General features: G+C 58.8%; 16 protein-coding genes. 14 read left to right on the forward strand and 2 right to left on the reverse strand.

The features are described 5' to 3' along the window. Positions 1–5 precede the first annotated feature (5 nt). Positions 6–932 (reverse strand): hydrogen peroxide-inducible genes activator, encoded by a 927-nt coding sequence (locus AO726_RS07885; protein WP_058067519.1) that lies wholly within the window; start codon positions 930–932, stop codon positions 6–8. Between the two features lie 269 nt (positions 933–1,201). Between AO726_RS07885 and AO726_RS07890 the strand changes: the two genes are divergently transcribed. The 14 genes from AO726_RS07890 to AO726_RS07955 all read left to right on the forward strand — a co-directional run bounded on the left by AO726_RS07890 (position 1,202) and on the right by AO726_RS07955 (position 16,945). Then, positions 1,202–1,615, forward strand: a complete 414-nt coding sequence (locus tag AO726_RS07890; RefSeq protein ID WP_058067520.1) for an NADH-quinone oxidoreductase subunit A — start codon at positions 1,202–1,204, stop codon at positions 1,613–1,615. A 10-nt stretch (positions 1,616–1,625) separates the two neighbouring features. Next, positions 1,626–2,303: a NuoB/complex I 20 kDa subunit family protein gene (locus AO726_RS07895; RefSeq protein ID WP_058067521.1), complete on the forward strand. Its 678-nt coding sequence runs from the start codon at positions 1,626–1,628 to the stop codon at positions 2,301–2,303. A 56-nt stretch (positions 2,304–2,359) separates the two neighbouring features. Next, a complete protein-coding gene (nuoC, locus tag AO726_RS07900) occupies positions 2,360–4,141 on the forward strand; it encodes an NADH-quinone oxidoreductase subunit C/D (protein WP_058067522.1) in 1,782 nt (593 codons plus the stop codon). Further along, on the forward strand, positions 4,138–4,638 hold the full coding sequence (nuoE, locus tag AO726_RS07905) for an NADH-quinone oxidoreductase subunit NuoE (RefSeq protein WP_177330548.1): 501 nt from the start codon (positions 4,138–4,140) through the stop codon (positions 4,636–4,638). The genes nuoC and nuoE overlap by 4 nt, the downstream gene beginning before the upstream one ends. Then, positions 4,635–5,987: an NADH-quinone oxidoreductase subunit NuoF gene (nuoF, locus tag AO726_RS07910; protein ID WP_058067524.1), complete on the forward strand. Its 1,353-nt coding sequence runs from the start codon at positions 4,635–4,637 to the stop codon at positions 5,985–5,987. The genes nuoE and nuoF overlap by 4 nt, the downstream gene beginning before the upstream one ends. A gap of 94 nt (positions 5,988–6,081) precedes the next feature. Next, the gene (gene nuoG, locus AO726_RS07915) at positions 6,082–8,811 is read left to right on the forward strand and encodes an NADH-quinone oxidoreductase subunit NuoG (RefSeq protein WP_058067525.1); all 2,730 of its coding nucleotides are present in this window, start codon (positions 6,082–6,084) and stop codon (positions 8,809–8,811) included. Next, complete coding sequence (gene nuoH, locus AO726_RS07920) at positions 8,808–9,800, forward strand: NADH-quinone oxidoreductase subunit NuoH (protein WP_058067526.1); 993 nt, start codon at positions 8,808–8,810, stop codon at positions 9,798–9,800. Before nuoG ends, nuoH begins: the two co-directional genes overlap by 4 nt. A 12-nt stretch (positions 9,801–9,812) precedes the next feature. Further along, complete coding sequence (nuoI, locus tag AO726_RS07925) at positions 9,813–10,361, forward strand: NADH-quinone oxidoreductase subunit NuoI (RefSeq protein ID WP_058067527.1); 549 nt, start codon at positions 9,813–9,815, stop codon at positions 10,359–10,361. Positions 10,362–10,371: 10 nt separating this feature from the next. Beyond that, on the forward strand, positions 10,372–10,881 hold the full coding sequence (gene nuoJ / locus AO726_RS07930) for an NADH-quinone oxidoreductase subunit J (RefSeq protein ID WP_058067528.1): 510 nt from the start codon (positions 10,372–10,374) through the stop codon (positions 10,879–10,881). Then, positions 10,878–11,186, forward strand: coding sequence for an NADH-quinone oxidoreductase subunit NuoK (nuoK, locus tag AO726_RS07935; protein WP_058067529.1), 309 nt, complete (start codon positions 10,878–10,880; stop codon positions 11,184–11,186). The genes nuoJ and nuoK overlap by 4 nt, the downstream gene beginning before the upstream one ends. Further along, entirely contained in the window at positions 11,183–13,033 is a 1,851-nt protein-coding gene (gene nuoL, locus AO726_RS07940; protein ID WP_058067530.1) for an NADH-quinone oxidoreductase subunit L, read from the forward strand. Before nuoK ends, nuoL begins: the two co-directional genes overlap by 4 nt. A gap of 15 nt (positions 13,034–13,048) precedes the next feature. Further along, positions 13,049–14,578: an NADH-quinone oxidoreductase subunit M gene (gene nuoM, locus AO726_RS07945; protein WP_058067531.1), complete on the forward strand. Its 1,530-nt coding sequence runs from the start codon at positions 13,049–13,051 to the stop codon at positions 14,576–14,578. A gap of 23 nt (positions 14,579–14,601) precedes the next feature. After that, the gene (nuoN, locus tag AO726_RS07950) at positions 14,602–16,068 is read left to right on the forward strand and encodes an NADH-quinone oxidoreductase subunit NuoN (protein WP_058067532.1); all 1,467 of its coding nucleotides are present in this window, start codon (positions 14,602–14,604) and stop codon (positions 16,066–16,068) included. Between the two features lie 13 nt (positions 16,069–16,081). Next, positions 16,082–16,945, forward strand: a complete 864-nt coding sequence (locus AO726_RS07955) for an SDR family oxidoreductase (RefSeq protein ID WP_058067981.1) — start codon at positions 16,082–16,084, stop codon at positions 16,943–16,945. 3 nt (positions 16,946–16,948) lie between these two features. On the opposite strand, the gene AO726_RS07960 is transcribed toward AO726_RS07955, so the two are convergent. Next, positions 16,949–17,674 (reverse strand): hypothetical protein, encoded by a 726-nt coding sequence (locus tag AO726_RS07960; RefSeq protein WP_058067533.1) that lies wholly within the window; start codon positions 17,672–17,674, stop codon positions 16,949–16,951. Positions 17,675–17,794: the final 120 nt, after the last annotated feature.

Raw genomic sequence — 17,794 nt, forward strand, 5'->3', positions numbered from 1 at the left:
CTGCCTTAATTTCGAGGCTGACTTGGTTGGCTGACAGAGCACAGGCGAATCGAGTCGGCCAGTACTTCAATTGCATTTGGCCGCGGGAAGCTGGCTCGCCAGGCGATGGCCACCGTGCGGTACGGCACTGGCGCGCTGAGCGGGCGTACTTCGATCACGCCGGGGGCATAGTGGTGGCTGTGCACGGCAGACAGCGGCAAAATCGATACACCCAGGCCGGAAGCCACCATATGGCGGATAGTTTCCAGTGAGCTAGATTCGATGGTGGTGTGCTTGACGTTGTCCTCGCCACCTTTGCGAATGGTCGGACAAGCCTCCAGGACCTGATCACGGAAGCAATGACCTTCACCTAGCAAGAGTAGGCTCTTGTCGTTAAGCAGCTTGGGATCGATGGTCTCCATCTGGCACCAAGGGTGATCGGCAGGCATCAGGGCGAAGAAGGGTTCATCGTACAGTGGCTTGGTCAGTACATCGGCTTCGTGGAACGGCAAGGCGATGATGATCGCGTCCAGTTCGCCGTTGCGCAGTTTGTCACGCAGGACGTGGGTGAAGTTCTCTTCTATATAGAGAGGCATTTGCGGCGCAACGCGATGCAACTGCGGAATCAGGTGAGGGAACAGGTAAGGCCCTACGGTGTAGATCGCGCCGATCTTGAGCGGTGCCGCCATTTGGTTCTTGCCGGCCTGGGCCAGCTCGCGAATACCTTGAGCTTGTTCCAGAACTTTCTGAGCCTGAGTGACGATACCTTCTCCAACCGGAGTAAGGCGGACGGCACTTTTGCTGCGTTCGAAAATCAGAACACCTAGCTCGTCTTCCAGCTTCTTCACCCCGACTGACAGAGTCGGCTGACTCACATGGCAGCGCTCAGCGGCTCGGCCGAAGTGCTGTTCCTGAGCAAGGGTGACTATGTAGCGCAGTTCAGTAAGGGTCATAGTCTTTATCCATTGAAATGCTCTGTAGCATAGCCGCTGCATTCAACAGAACCAACCATTGATCCCTGCTCCTACTTCTATAGGCGTAGTTAGACGCTTTTCTTCTTAAGGTGAGGTATAGTGCCGCAGGCCTGTGGAATTGAAAAAAATTACCAAATATGTTCGCAGGCGAATAGAATTGCGCACACTTTGAGGGGCGTGGCCTGAACCGGGGCTATGCTCGAACAGTAAAATCAATAAAGCCGCCCCTTTACCCAAGGAGAACCGGCATGCCTGATGTGGTAACCGCCATGTCCCAGAACTGGGCTTTTGCAGTTTTTCTTTTAGGAGTCTGTGGACTCATCGCGTTTATGCTGGGCCTTTCCAGCCTGCTTGGAAGCAAGGCCTGGGGTCGCAGCAAGAACGATCCTTTCGAATCCGGCATGCTGCCGGTCGGCAGTGCGCGCCTGCGTCTGTCCGCCAAATTCTATCTGGTCGCGATGCTCTTCGTGATCTTCGACGTCGAAGCCCTCTATCTCTTCGCTTGGGCAGTCTCAGTACGCGAAAGCGGCTGGGCGGGCCTGATCGAAGCTACAGTCTTTATAGCAATTCTGTTGGCAGGTCTTGTCTACCTATGGCGTATCGGTGCGCTCGATTGGGCACCCGAGGGCCGTCGTGCTCGGCAGGCGAAGCTAAAACAATGAGGCTTTGGCGATGCAATACAAACTTACTCGGATCGATCCGGATGCGCCTAACGAGCAGTATCCGATCGGTGAGCGGGAGACTGTTTCTGACCCGTTATTAGAGGATCAGGTTCATAAGAACGTCTTCATGGGCAAACTAGAAGACGTGCTTAATGGCGCAGTCAATTGGGGGCGCAAAAACTCCCTGTGGCCGTATAACTTCGGTCTTTCCTGCTGCTATGTGGAAATGACCACGGCCTTTACGCCTTCGCATGACGTTGCCCGCTTCGGTGCTGAAGTTATTCGGGCATCGCCGCGTCAGGCCGACTTCATGGTCATTGCAGGGACCTGCTTCGTCAAAATGGCCCCTGTGATTCAGCGTCTGTATGACCAGATGCTCGAACCCAAGTGGGTGATCTCGATGGGCTCGTGCGCCAACTCCGGCGGCATGTACGACATCTATTCCGTGGTTCAGGGTGTCGACAAATTCTTGCCGGTAGACGTCTATATTCCCGGCTGCCCACCCCGTCCTGAGGCTTTCCTGCAAGGTTTGATGTTGCTGCAGGAATCTATTGGCAAGGAGCGTCGTCCGCTTTCCTGGGTCGTTGGCGATCAAGGCATTTACCGTGCTGAGATGCCGTCGCAGAAAGAGCAGCGCCGCGAACAGCGTATCGCCGTAACCAATCTGCGTAGCCCCGACGAAGTGTAAGTCCGGGCCCGATTGGGCCCGCCTACAGACGCCGTTGACCGATAGCGACCGAGATCATGACTGCAGACAGCATTCTGTCCATACCGCCATATAAGGCTGACGACCAAGATGTGGTTGTCGAACTGAATTCCCGTTTTGGCGCTGATGCCTTCACCGCCCAAAACACCCGCACTGGCATGCCCGTTTTGTGGGTTGCCCGTGAACGATTGGTTGAAGTACTGACCTTCCTGCGTAATGTGCCGCGCCCCTACGTCATGCTGTATGACCTGCATGGTGTGGATGAGCGCCTGCGCACCCAGCGCCGCGGCTTGCCGGGCGCCGATTTTACTGTGTTCTATCATCTGATGTCGCTGGAGCGTAACAGCGACGTGATGATCAAGGTCGCCCTGAGCGAGGGTGATCTGAACCTGCCGAGCGTCACCGGTATCTGGCCGAACGCCAACTGGTATGAGCGTGAGGTCTGGGACCTTTATGGCATCAATTTCACCGGTCACCCGCACCTGAGCCGGATCATGATGCCGCCGACCTGGGAAGGTCATCCGCTGCGTAAAGACTACCCGGCGCGTGCTACCGAGTTCGATCCGTTCAGCCTGACCCGTGCCAAGCAGGACCTGGAAGAAGAAGCCGCTCGCTTTAAGCCAGAAGACTGGGGCATGAAACGCGGCAACGAGCATGAGGACTATATGTTCCTCAACCTCGGCCCAAACCACCCTTCGGCACACGGTGCTTTCCGCATCATTCTGCAGCTCGACGGCGAAGAGATCGTCGATTGCGTGCCTGATATCGGTTATCACCACCGTGGTGCCGAGAAGATGGGTGAGCGCCAGAGCTGGCACAGCTTTATCCCATACACTGACCGTATCGACTACCTCGGCGGTGTGATGAACAACTTGCCGTATGTACTGGCGGTGGAAAAACTCGCGGGTATCAAGGTGCCGCAACGGGTCGACGTGATTCGCATCATGATGGCCGAGTTCTTCCGCATCACCAGTCACCTGTTGTTCCTCGGTACTTATATTCAGGACGTTGGCGCGATGACACCGGTGTTCTACACCTTCGTTGACCGTCAGCGGGCCTACAAAGTGATTGAGGCCATCACCGGCTTCCGCCTGCACCCAGCTTGGTACCGCATCGGTGGTGTGGCCCATGACCTGCCGCGTGGCTGGCAAGGTTTGGTGAAAGAATTTGTGGATTGGCTGCCGAAGCGTCTCGACGAGTACGAAAAGGCCGCACTGCGTAACAGTATTCTCAAGGCCCGTACTGTTGGTGTTGCCCAGTACAACACCAAGGAAGCCCTGGAGTGGGGTACCACCGGTGCTGGCTTGCGCGCTACCGGTTGCGATTTCGACCTGCGTAAGGCGCGCCCGTATTCCGGCTATGAGAACTTCGAATTCGAAGTGCCGTTGGCCGTTAATGGTGATGCCTATGACCGCTGCATGGTGCGTGTGGAAGAGATGCGCCAGAGCATCAAGATCATCGACCAGTGCATGCGCAACATGCCGGAAGGCCCGTACAAGGCGGATCACCCGCTGACCACGCCGCCGCCGAAAGAGCGCACGTTGCAGCACATCGAAACCCTGATTACTCACTTCCTGCAAGTCTCGTGGGGCCCGGTGATGCCGGCCAACGAGTCGTTCCAGATGATTGAGGCAACCAAGGGTATCAACAGTTACTACCTGACCAGCGACGGCAGCACCATGAGCTACCGCACGCGCATCCGTACGCCGAGCTTTGCGCACCTGCAACAGATCCCGTCGGTGATCCGCGGCAGCATGGTGGCGGACTTGATTGTGTACCTGGGCAGTATCGACTTTGTTATGGCTGACGTGGACCGCTGATTATGAGCACGTTGATTCAGACTGACCGTTTCGTCCTCAGCGATACCGAACGCTCGGCCATTGAGCACGAAATGCACCATTACGAGGACCCGCGCGCGGCGTCCATCGAAGCATTGAAAATCGTCCAGAAAGAGCGTGGCTGGGTGCCAGATGGCGCTGCCGACGCGATTGGCGAGATTCTTGGCATCCCGGCCAGCGATGTGGAAGGCGTAGCGACGTTCTACAGCCAGATTTTCCGCTCGCCGGTTGGGCGTCACATCATCCGCGTATGCGACAGCATGACCTGCTACATCGGTGGTCATGAGGGCGTACTGGACACCATCAAGCAGCAGTTGGGCATTGTCCCCGGGCAGACCACGGCTGACGGTCGTTTCACCCTGCTGCCCGTGTGCTGCCTGGGTAACTGCGACAAGGCTCCGGCGGTGATGATTGATGACGACACCTTCGGCAACCTGCAGCCGGAAGGCGTGGCCAAACTGCTGGAGTCCTACGTATGAGCAAGACGCTGACTTCCATTGGCCCGGCCAACCGGATTACCCGCACCGAAGAAACCCATCCGCTGACTTGGCGTCTGCGTGACGACGCCCAGCCAGTATGGCTTGAAGAGTACCGTTCCAAGAACGGCTACGCTGCTGCTCGCAAGGCCCTGACCGAAATGGCTCAGGCCGATATCGTCCAGACCGTGAAAGATTCAGGCCTGAAAGGTCGCGGTGGTGCAGGCTTCCCCACTGGCGTTAAGTGGGGCCTGATGCCTGCTGATGAGTCCATGAACATCCGCTACCTGCTGTGCAACGCGGATGAAATGGAGCCGAACACCTGGAAAGACCGCATGCTGATGGAGCAGCAGCCACACCTGCTGATCGAAGGCATGCTGATTTCCGCCCGTGCGCTGAAGGCTTATCGCGGCTACATCTTCCTGCGTGGCGAGTACGTTGATGCCGCCGCCAACCTCAACCGTGCCATTGAAGAAGCCAAGGCCGCTGGCCTGCTGGGCAAGAACATCTTCGGCAGCGGTTTTGATTTTGAACTGTTCGTACACACCGGCGCTGGTCGCTATATCTGTGGTGAAGAAACAGCGCTGATCAACTCGCTGGAAGGCCGCCGCGCCAACCCACGTGCCAAGCCGCCATTCCCGGCTGCTGTGGGTGTATGGGGCAAGCCGACCTGTGTGAACAACGTTGAAACCCTGTGCAACGTCCCGGCCATCGTCGGTAACGGTGTGGATTGGTACAAGAGCCTGGCCCGCCCGGAAAGCGAAGACCACGGCACCAAGCTGATGGGCTTCTCCGGCAAGGTGAAGAACCCCGGTCTGTGGGAGCTGCCGTTTGGTATTTCCGCCCGCGAGCTGTTTGAAGACTATGCCGGCGGTATGCGCGACGGTTACAAGCTGAAGTGCTGGCAGCCTGGTGGTGCCGGTACTGGCTTCCTCCTGCCTGAGCACTTGGATGCACTGATGTACGCCGGTGGTATCGGCAAGGTCGGCACCCGTATGGGCACTGGCCTGGCGCTGGCGGTAGACGACAGCATCAACATGGTCTCGCTGCTGCGCAACATGGAAGAGTTCTTCGCCCGTGAATCCTGCGGCTGGTGTACGCCGTGCCGTGACGGCTTGCCGTGGAGCGTGAAGATGCTCCGGGCGCTGGAGCGCAAGCAGGGTACTCGTGAGGACATTGACACCCTGTTGGGGCTGGTCAACTTCCTTGGCCCAGGCAAGACCTTCTGTGCTCACGCACCAGGTGCCGTCGAGCCGTTGGGCAGTGCGATCAAGTATTTCCGCTCGGAGTTCGAGGCTGGCGTGGCCAGCTCCGCAGCTCCGGCAGCGCCTGGGCAGTTTGTCCACGCGTAAAGATTAGCGCCAGGGAGGCCGCCAAAGCGGCCACCGGCACACCGTGATTCCATTAGCCAAGCCTGCTTCGGCGGGTAAAGAAGAAACCTGAACCATGGCCACTATCCACGTAGACGGCAAAGATTTCGAAGTCGATGGGGCGGACAACCTGCTACAGGCCTGTCTGTCTCTGGGGCTCGATATCCCTTACTTCTGCTGGCACCCGGCGCTCGGAAGCGTCGGCGCCTGCCGCCAGTGTGCGGTCAAACAGTACAACGACGAGAACGACACCCGTGGTCGCCTTGTTATGTCCTGTATGACGCCTGCCACTGACAACACCTGGATCTCCATCGACGACGAGGAAGCCAAGCAGTTCCGCGCCAGCGTCGTTGAATGGCTGATGACCAACCACCCGCACGACTGTCCGGTGTGCGAGGAGGGCGGTCACTGCCACCTGCAAGACATGACGGTGATGACCGGCCACAACCAGCGCCGTTATCGCTTCACCAAACGCACTCACCAGAACCAGGAACTCGGCCCGTTCATCGCACACGAGATGAACCGCTGCATCGCCTGCTATCGCTGCGTGCGTTATTACAAGGATTACGCCGGCGGCACCGATCTGGGTGTCTACGGTGCCCATGACAACGTGTACTTCGGTCGCGTTGAAGACGGCACGCTGGAAAGCGAGTTCTCCGGCAACCTGGTTGAGGTCTGCCCGACCGGTGTGTTCACCGACAAGACTCACTCTGAGCGCTACAACCGTAAGTGGGACATGCAGTTTGCCCCGAGCATCTGCCACGGTTGCTCCAGTGGCTGTAACACCAGCCCGGGCGAGCGTTATGGCGAAATCCGCCGTATCGAGAACCGCTTTAACGGTGACGTGAACCAGTACTTCCTGTGCGACCGTGGTCGTTTCGGCTATGGCTACGTTAACCGCAGCGACCGTCCGCGCCAGCCGCTGCTGCAAAGCGCGAACGGCAGCCAGCAGTTGGGTATCGACGCTGCGCTGGATAAAGCCGCCGAGCTGCTTAAAGGCAAGCGTGTGATCGGTATCGGCTCGCCGCGTGCCAGCCTGGAAAGCAACTTCGCCCTGCGTGAACTGGTCGGCGCTGCCAACTACTCCACCGGCATTGCCGCTGAAGAGCTGGCCAATATCCGCCTGATCCGCGACATCCTGCAGAACGGCCCGCTGCCGGTGCCGACCCTGCGTGAAGTGGAACTGCATGACGCCATCTTCGTCCTCGGCGAAGACCTGACCCAAACCGCTGCCCGCATGGCTCTGGCCCTGCGTCAGGCGGTAAAAGGCAAAGCCACCGAAATCGCCGCCTCTGCGCGGATTCAGGATTGGCACATGGCGGCAGTGAACAACGTCGCCCAAGGTGAACTGCACCCGATGTTTATTGCCAGCGTGGCGCCTACCCGTCTGGATGATGTGGCCGAAGCCTGTGTACATGCCGCGCCGCTTGATCTAGCCCGTATCGGCTTTGCCGTGGCCCACGCCATCGATCCGAGCGCTCCGGCGGTAACCGGTCTGGACGCTGAAGCCAACGAGCTGGTGCAGCTGATTGCCGAAGCGCTGCTTGAAGCCAAGCGTCCGCTGGTGGTTGCCGGTGCATCGCTGGGAGAGAAGAGCCTGATTGAGGCTGCTGCTAACATCGCCAGCGCCCTGAAGAATCGCGAAAAACAAGGTTCGATCAGCCTGGTTGTCCCTGAAGCCAACAGCATGGGTCTGGCCCTGCTGGCCGGTGATGACAGCCAGTCGCTGGACGACGCGCTGAACGCACTCAGCAGTGGTAATGCCGATGCTGTGGTGGTGCTGGAGAACGATCTGTACCGCCGCGCCGACAGTGCCAAGGTGGATGCGGCTCTGGCCGCGGCCAAGGTCGTCATCGTTGCTGACCATCAGCACACCGCCACCAGCGACAAAGCGCACCTGCTGCTCCCGGTGGCCAGCTTCGCTGAAGGCGACGGTACGCTGGTCAGTCTGGAAGGCCGCGCTCAGCGCTTCTTCCAGGTATTTGAGCCGAGCTACTACGACAGCAGCATTCTGGTCCGTGAAGGCTGGCGCTGGCTGCACGCCCTGCACAGCACCCTGCAAGGCAAGGCTGTGGACTGGACTCAGCTGGATCAAGTGACTGAAGCCTGTGCCGCCAGTAACACACTGTTGGCCCGTATCGGCGAGGCAGCGCCAAGCGCCTCGTTCCGTATCAAAGGCCTGAAACTGGCCCGTGAGCCGCACCGCTACAGTGGCCGCACCTCCATGCGCGCCAATATCAGCGTGCACGAACCGCGTCAGCCGCAGGATCAGGACTCGCCGTTTGCTTTCTCTATGGAAGGTTACGCGGGCACTAAAGAAGATCGCCAGCAGATTCCATTCGCCTGGTCGCCGGGTTGGAACTCACCGCAAGCCTGGAACAAGTTCCAGGACGAAGTCGGTGGCCATCTGCGTGCCGGTGATCCGGGTGTACGCCTGATCGAAGCCAAGGGTGACGTGCTGAGCTGGTTTGCAGTACCGGCAGCCTTCAATCCGGAGCAGGGCACGTTGCAGGTTGTACGCCTGCACCACCTGTTCGGCAGTGATGAAACCTCTGCATTGGCCAAGCCGATTCAGGAGCGCATGCCGCAGCCTTACGTGCTGCTGGCAACTGCCGAAGCTGAGCGACTGGGTGCCAAAGAAGGTGCACTGGTCAGCCTTAACGTAGCCGGTCAGACCCTGCGTCTGCCGCTGCAGGTCAGCGATGATCTGGCCATTGGCGTAGCGGGGCTGCCGGTTGGTCTGCCGGGTATTCCGGCACTGACGTCGCACGCTGTAGTCACGGGTCTGCAGGAGGTCGCGCAATGAGCTGGCTGACACCTGAAGTGGTCGATGTGCTGATTGCAGTGCTCAAAGCGCTGGTCATTCTGGTGGTTGTGGTGCTCTGCGGGGCACTGCTGAGCTTTGTCGAACGTCGTCTGTTGGGCTGGTGGCAGGACCGTTACGGTCCGAACCGCGTTGGCCCGTTCGGCATGTTCCAGCTCGGTGCGGACATGATCAAGATGTTCTTCAAGGAAGACTGGACGCCTCCATTCGCCGACAAGTTCATCTTTATCCTGGCGCCGATGATCGCCTTCGCGGCCATGCTGATGGCCTTTGCGATTATTCCGATCACGCCGACCTGGGGTGTGGCGGACCTGAACATCGGCATCTTGTTCTTCTTCGCCATGGCGGGCCTCTCCGTGTACGCGGTGCTGTTCGCCGGTTGGTCGAGTAACAACAAGTTCGCCCTGCTCGGTGCGCTGCGTGCGTCGGCCCAGACCGTGTCTTACGAGGTGTTCCTGGCCCTGGCCCTGATGGGCGTGGTGGCGCAGGTCGGCTCGTTCAACATGCGCGACATCGTTGAGTATCAGGCGCAGAACCTGTGGTTCATCATTCCGCAGTTCTTCGGCTTCTGTACCTTCTTTATCGCAGCGGTTGCGGTGACCCACCGTCACCCGTTTGACCAGCCGGAAGCGGAGCAGGAACTGGCCGACGGTTACCACATTGAATATGCCGGTATGAAATGGGGCATGTTCTTCGTCGGTGAATACGTCGCCATCGTTACTGTCTCGGCGCTGCTGGTAACCCTGTTCTTTGGTGGCTGGCACGGGCCGTTCGATCTGCTGCCGCAGATTCCGTTCTTCTGGTTCGCCCTGAAGACCTGCTTCTTCATCATGATCTTCATCTTGCTGCGTGCGTCGATCCCGCGCCCGCGCTATGACCAGGTCATGGCGTTCAGCTGGAAGTTCTGCCTGCCGCTGACCCTGATCAACCTGCTGGTGACCGGCGCCTTTGTGCTGGCCGCGGCCCAGTAAGGAGTAATCGCAATGTTCAAATACATCTGGGATGTGCTGGTCGGCACTGGAACCCAACTGCGCAGCCTGGTCATGGTCTTCAGCCATGGCTTCCGCAAGCGCGACACCCTGCAATACCCGGAAGAGCCGGTGTATCTGCCGCCGCGTTACCGTGGCCGTATCGTTCTGACCCGCGACCCTGACGGTGAAGAGCGCTGCGTGGCCTGTAACCTCTGTGCAGTGGCCTGCCCGGTGGGCTGTATCTCCCTGCAAAAGGCAGAGAAAGACGACGGTCGCTGGTATCCGGAGTTCTTCCGCATCAACTTCTCGCGCTGCATCTTCTGTGGTCTGTGTGAAGAAGCCTGTCCGACTACTGCGATCCAGCTCACGCCGGATTTCGAGATGGGTGAGTACAAGCGTCAGGATCTGGTGTACGAGAAGGAAGACCTGCTGATTTCCGGCCCGGGCAAAAACCCGGAATACAACTTCTACCGCGTCTCGGGTATGGCGATTGCTGGCAAGCCGAAAGGCGCTGCCCAGAGCGAAGCCGAACCGATCAACGTCAAAGGCCTGCTGCCCTAAGGAGCGTATCGTGGAATTTGCTTTCTACCTCGCCGCTGGTGTGGCGGTCGCGGCAACATTCCGGGTGATTACCTCGAGTAACCCGGTGCATGCCCTGTTGTACCTGATCATTTCCCTGCTGGCTGTGGCTATGACCTTCTTCGCCCTCGGTGCGCCGTTTGCCGGAGCGCTGGAAATCATCGTTTACGCTGGTGCCATTATGGTGCTGTTTGTGTTCGTGGTGATGATGCTCAACCTCGGCCATGCTGCCGTAGAGCAGGAGCGCAAATGGCTGACTCCGGGTATCTGGGCCGGGCCTGCGATTCTCTCGGCGCTGCTGTTGGGGCAATTGCTCTATGTGCTGTTCCAATCCCCGAGCGGTGCTGCTCTGGGTCTGGAAACGGTTGATGCGAAAGCGGTGGGTATTTCTCTGTTTGGCCCGTATCTGCTAGTAGTCGAACTGGCTTCCATGTTGCTGCTGGGTGCGCTGGTCAGCGCTTATCACCTGGGTCGCCACGATGCCAAGGAGCCAACTGCATGAATGCTATTCCTCTGGAGCACGGCCTGGCGCTGGCCGGCGTGCTGTTCAGCCTCGGCCTGATTGGCCTGATGGTGCGCCGCAACATCCTGTTCGTGCTGATGAGCCTGGAAATCATGATGAACGCTACTGCGCTGGCCTTTGTGGTCGCAGGCAGCCGCTGGGTTCAGCCGGATGGCCAGGTGATGTTCATTCTGGTGATTACCTTGGCGGCTGCTGAAGCTTCCATCGGTTTGGCGATTCTGTTGCAGCTCTATCGCCGCTTTAACACCCTCGATGTCGACGCTGCCAGCGAGATGCGCGGATGAACCTCTTATTCCTGACTTTAGTGTTTCCACTGATTGGCTGGTTCCTGCTGGCCTTCTCCCGTGGGCGTTTCTCCGAGAATCTGTCTGCGCTGATCGGCGTTGGCTCGGTGGGTTTGTCGGCGCTGGTTTCAGCCTGGCTGATCTTCCAGTTCAACACCAATCCGCCGGCAGATGGGGTATTCACCCAACAGCTGTGGCAGTGGATGAGCGTGGCCGGTTTTGCAACGACCTTCACCCTGTATCTGGATGGCCTGTCGCTGACCATGCTCGGCGTGGTGACCGGTGTGGGCTTCCTGATCCACATGTTCGCCAGCTGGTACATGCGCGGTGAAGAGGGCTACTCGCGCTTCTTCGCCTACACCAACCTGTTCATCTTCAGCATGTTGCTGCTGGTGCTGGGCGATAACCTGCTGGTGCTGTTCTTCGGCTGGGAAGGCGTGGGCTTGTGCTCGTACCTGCTGATCGGTTTCTACTTCAAGCACGTGCCGAACGGCAATGCGGCGCTGAAGGCCTTTATCGTCACCCGTATTGGTGACGTGTTCCTGATGATCGGCCTGTTCCTGCTGTTCCTCAACCTCGGCACCCTGAACATTCAGGAGCTGATGGTGCTGGCTCCGCAGAAGTACGTGGAAGGGGACACCTGGCTGTGGCTGGCGACCCTGATGCTGCTCGGCGGCGCTGTGGGTAAATCGGCGCAACTGCCGCTGCAAACCTGGCTGGCGGACGCGATGGCAGGCCCGACTCCGGTGTCGGCGCTGATCCACGCGGCGACCATGGTGACCGCGGGTGTGTACCTGATTGCCCGTACCAACGGCCTGTTCTTGCTGACTCCGGACATCCTTGAACTGGTCGGTATCGTCGGCGGTGTGACGCTGGTGCTGGCAGGCTTTGCCGCGCTGGTACAGACCGACATCAAACGCATTCTGGCCTACTCGACCATGAGCCAGATCGGCTACATGTTCCTTGCCCTGGGCGTAGGTGCATGGGATGCGGCGATCTTCCACTTGATGACCCACGCCTTCTTCAAGGCGCTGCTGTTCCTTGCTTCCGGTGCGGTGATCAACGCCTGCCACCACGAGCAGAACATCTTCAAAATGGGCGGCCTGTGGAAAAAACTGCCGTTGGCTTACGCCAGCTTTATCGTCGGTGGTGCTGCACTGGCCGCTTTGCCGTTGATTACTGCCGGTTTCTGGTCCAAGGATGAAATCCTCTGGGAAGCCTTCGCCAGTGGCCACCAAGAGCTGCTGTATGCAGGTCTGGCCGGAGCCTTCCTGACGTCGATCTACACCTTCCGCCTGATCTTCATCGCCTTCCACGGCGAGCAGAAGACCGAAGCCCACGCAGGTCATGGCATTGCCTACAACCTGCCGCTGATGGTGCTGATTGTGCTGTCGACTTTCGTCGGTGCGCTGATCACGCCGCCGCTGGCCGGTGTTCTGCCAGAAAGCGCAGGCCACGCCGGCGGCGACTTTAAGCACACGCTGGAAATCATCTCCGGTGTGGTGGCGGTGATCGGTATTGTGCTGGCGGCGTTATTGTTCCTCGGCAAACGCAGCTTTGCGACTGCTGTTGCGCAAAGCGGGCCGGGCCGTTTCCTGTCGGCTTGGTGGTTCGCTGCATGGGGCTTCGACTGGTTGTATGACAAGGTCTTTGTGCAGCCGTACCTGTTCTTCTGCCGCATCCTGCACATTGATCCGATCGACCGCACGATTGGTCTGGTGCCGCGTTTGGTTCGGGGCGGTAACGCGCTGGTGACCCGCAGTGAGACTGGCCAGGTGCGCTGGTATGCAACTTCGATCGTCGGGGGCGCCGTGCTGGTGCTCGCCGTCCTCCTGTTTCTGAACTAAGGAAAATAGCCCGTCATGATACTGCCCTGGCTAATCCTGATTCCCTTCATCGGCGGCTTCCTCTGCTGGTTCTGTGAGCATTTCAGCAAAACCATGCCCCGCTGGATCGCCTTGTTGACCATGGTCCTGCTGTTCGGTCTGGGCCTGTGGCTGTGGGCCACTGGCGATTTCAGCCTGGCTCCGGCACCTGAGACTGGCCCGGTCTGGGCGGCTGAATTCCAGCTGCCGTGGATCTCCCGTCTGGGCATCAGCATCCACTTGGCTCTCGATGGCCTGTCGCTGCTGATGATTGTCCTCACCGGCCTGCTCGGTGTGCTGTCGGTGCTGTGCTCGTGGAACGAGATCGACCGCCGCATCGGTTTCTTCCACCTCAACCTGATGTGGATTCTCGGCGGTGTGGTTGGTGTGTTCTTGGCCGTCGACCTGTTCCTGTTCTTCTTCTTCTGGGAAATGATGCTGGTGCCGATGTACTTCCTCATCGCGCTCTGGGGTCATAGCGGCAGTGCTGGCAAGACCCGCATCACTGCTGCCACCAAGTTCTTCATCTACACCCAGGCCAGCGGCCTGATCATGTTGGTGGCGATCCTGGCGCTGGTGTTCGTGCACTTTAACCAGACCGGTGTGTTGACCTTCAACTACGCTGACCTGCTGAAAACCGAACTGGCACCTGGCACTGAATACATCCTGATGCTGGGCTTCTTTATCGCATTTGCGGTGAAGTTCCCGGTGGTGCCATTCCACTCCTGGCTGCCGGATGCCCACGCACAGGCGCCGACTGCAGGTTCTGTGGACTTGGCCGGTATTCTGTTGAAGACCGCTGCCTACGGCCTGCTGCGTTTTGCTCTGCCGCTGTTCCCGAATGCTTCCGCTGAGTTCGCCCCGATTGCGCAGTGGCTGGGTGTGTTTGCCATTGGTTACGGTGCATTGCTGGCGTTCTCGCAGACTGACATCAAGCGTCTGGTGGCCTACTCCAGCGTGTCGCACATGGGCTTCGTGCTGATTGCCATTTACTCTGCCAGCGAAATTGCCCTGCAAGGCGCGGTGGTGCAGATGGTGGCCCACGGTCTTAGTGCTGCGTCGCTGTTTATCCTCAGCGGCCAGTTGTACGAGCGCCTGCACACCCGTGACATGCGTGAGATGGGCGGTATCTGGGCGCGTATGCCGTGGTTACCTGCTATCAGCCTGTTCTTTGCTGCTGCTGCACTGGGTCTGCCGGGTACCGGCAACTTCGTCGGCGAGTTCCTGATTCTGATCGGCAGCTTCGCCAGCGCGCCGTGGGTCACTGTACTGGCCGCTGTTGGTCTGGTGCTGGGTTCGGTGTACTCGCTGATCATGATTCACCGTGCTTACTTCGGTCAGCCGAAAGCTGAGTCCGCTCTGAAAGGCCTGAACTTCCGCGAGATGTCCATGGTCCTCGGGCTGGCTGTACTGCTGATTCTGCTTGGTGTTTATCCGCAACCGGTGCTCGATACCTCTGCTGCCAGCATGCAGGGCGTGCATCAGTGGATGGATAACGCCATCAATCAATCTGTTTTGGCACGGTAAGCTGCTCAATGGAAAGTCATGCTATGCAATTCACGACTCAACATTTCATCGCGCTGCTGCCGCTGCTGATCACTAGTGCCACGCTGGTACTGGTGATGCTGGCAATTGCCTGGAAGCGCAACCACAGCGTTACGTTCGCTCTGTCGGTAGTGGGCCTGAACTTGGCGCTGGTCTCGCTGCTACCTGCGCTGGGTGTAACGCCGATTGAAGTCACGCCACTGTTGTTGGTGGACAAGTTCGCCTGCTACTACATGGCGCTGGTGCTGGCGGCTACGCTGGCCTGCGTCACGCTGATTCACGCCTACCTCGGCGGTGATTCTGGCAAAGGCTATCCGGGCAACCGCGAAGAGCTGTACCTGCTGATGCTGCTGTCTGCTGCGGGCGGTCTGGTTCTGGTCAGTGCGCAACATCTGGCCGGTCTGTTCATTGGTCTGGAACTGCTGTCAGTGCCGACTTACGGCATGATCGCTTACGCCTTCTTCAATAAGCGTTCACTGGAAGCCGGTATCAAGTACATGGTGCTGTCGGCTGCCGGTTCGGCCTTCCTGTTGTTCGGTATGGCGTTGCTGTATGCCGACTCCGGCAACATGACCTTCGCCACCATCGGCGCCAAGCTGGCGGCTGATGGCCTGCCGAGCATGATTGTGCAGATTGGTGTCGGCATGATGCTGATTGGCCTTGCCTTCAAACTGTCGCTGGTGCCGTTCCACCTGTGGACGCCGGATGTGTATGAAGGCGCGCCTGCGCCTGTGGCAGCTTTCTTGGCTACAGCCAGCAAGGTCGCGGTATTCGCCGTACTGCTGCGTCTGTATCAGATGTCTCCTGCGGCAGCCGGTGGCTGGCTGACCGATGTGATGACCGTGATTGCGGTAGCTTCGATCCTGATCGGTAACCTGCTGGCGCTGTTGCAGAACAACCTCAAGCGTCTGCTGGGTTACTCTTCCATCGCTCACTTCGGTTACCTGTTGGTGGCGTTGATCGCCAGTAAAGGTCTGGCCGTTGAGGCGATTGGCGTGTACCTGGCTACCTATGTGCTGACCAGCCTGGGTGCGTTCGGTGTGATCACTCTGATGTCCACGCCGTACAGCGGCCGCGATGCGGATGCCCTGTTCGAGTACCGTGGTCTGTTCTGGCGTCGCCCGTACCTGACGGCAGTGCTGACCGTGATGATGCTGTCCCTGGCGGGTATTCCGCTGACTGCCGGTTTTATCGGTAAGTTCTATGTGATCGCCGCCGGTGTGCAGGCCCATGAGTGGCTGCTGTTGGGTTCGATGGTGATCGGTAGCGCCATCGGCGTGTTCTATTACCTGCGCGTCATGGTCACCATGTTCATGGTTGAACCGAACCTGCAGCGCCGTGACGCTGATCTGCACTGGGCACAGCGCGCTGGCGGCATCATGCTGCTGTTGGTCGCACTGCTGACCTTCCTGCTGGGTGTTTACCCGCAACCGTTGCTGGAGCTGGTACAGCTCGCGGTCATCGGTTCCTGATGTGAGTAATCTGATGCCGACTCACCACACCTTAATGATTGCCGGATGTGGTGATGTCGGCAGCCGCCTCGGTCAGCAGCTGCATGCTGCTGGCTGGCAGGTCTACGGCCTGCGCCGCGATACCCGCCTATTGCCTTCCGGCATTCTTCCCGTTGCAGGCGATCTGCAACAACCTAACTGTCCTGACGCCTGGCCTGAGGTCTCTCTGGATTATCTGGTTTATTGTGCAGCTGCCAGTCAACACGATGAAGTGGGCTACCGCAGAGCTTATGTCGAAGGCTTGCAGCATGTGCTGCGTTGGCTTGAACAGCATAAGCAACGTCCCAAGCGCATTCTGTTCGTATCCAGCAGCAGCGTGTTCGGCCAACAGGATGGCAGTTGGGTCGATGAGTCTTCTGAGGCCACTGCTGATGGGTATTCCGGTCGGGTTATGCGTGAGGCCGAGCAGCTTGTATTGGCCTGTGGCATCCCTGCTACTGTGGTGCGCCTGACGGGTATTTACGGGCCGGGCCGGGAGTGGCTGTTGCGACAGGTTAAGGAAGGCTATCGGGTAGCTGTTGAACCACCGCTGTATGGCAATCGCATCCATGCTGACGATGCCGCAGGACTACTCGCTCACGTGTTGCAGGTAGATGCTCAAGGGCAAACACTGGAGTCGTGCTACATCGGTGTGGATGACGAGCCCGCACCGTTACATGAGGTGGTCGACTGGCTGAGGGCGCGTTTGCAAGTCAGCCACTGGGCTGACGAAGCCAGCGTGCGCCGTGCCGGTAGCAAGCGTTGTAGCAATGCTCGGGCAAAGGCGCTGGGCTGGCGGCCAGCCTATCCGAGTTACCGGGAAGGTTACGCAGCAATTATCTCTGATAAGCCAATCTGAGGCTTACTGCAGGACCAACTTCCAGTACTGCGTGCCTTTGTGTAAGGACGCCATTTCATCAGCAGCCGCACGGTTGATGGCCTGATAAATCCGTAGGTTCTTGCCGTCACGTTCGAACAACCAGCTGTTTCCCTGATTGCCCAGTTGCAACCAGATTCCATCCGCGTCGCCATTCATTGCGGCGCAGTCTCCGGCCAGGCACAGCGCATAGCGCTCAGCTCCCGGCAGTCCTTTGACACTTCCGTCTGAGCCGAACAGCACCAAGCCGCCGCGACCCAAGCCCTCTTCAATTTTCCACGTGCCACCAAGGTAGGCGGTATAGAGCGCCTGAGTAAAAGTACCGCCTAGGGTTGAAGAGCTGGGGGATGTCAGGTTGAAGTGTTGTTCGGGCCAAGCTGCACTAGCTGCCTGTATCAGTTTGCCGCCGGATTGGCTGAGTTGTTCCTGATGGTCGGTATCGAATGAGACCTGAAAGGTGCCGTCCTCAGACTGAGCTAAGCGACCTTCATTTTGTTGATAGCCGTTGGTAAAAACGGCGCGTTGCAAGGCCGCATCGATCTGCCATTCGAGGTTGGGGCCATAGGCCAGCAAAGCTTCACGCAGGTTACCGCTGTCGACTGCTGCATCAATTGCGCGCTGGTTGATCCAGGTGCCGCTCGGGTCGCGGCTGCTGCTGGCGCAGCCTGTAAGAAGTACGCAACCGAGGACGGCGGCAAGTAAACGATGCATGGTCAATCCCGCTAATAAAGGCCTGCGCAAAGCATAGCGGGACGCTTGTCCGTGGTCGACACAGGTGTGAGCACGATATCGCGGCTGCCAGCGCTGTCTCACCAAAGTGGGAAACAGCGC

The sequence above is a fragment of the Pseudomonas sp. TTU2014-080ASC genome, from assembly GCF_001446935.1.
Lineage (GTDB): Bacteria > Pseudomonadota > Gammaproteobacteria > Pseudomonadales > Pseudomonadaceae > Aquipseudomonas.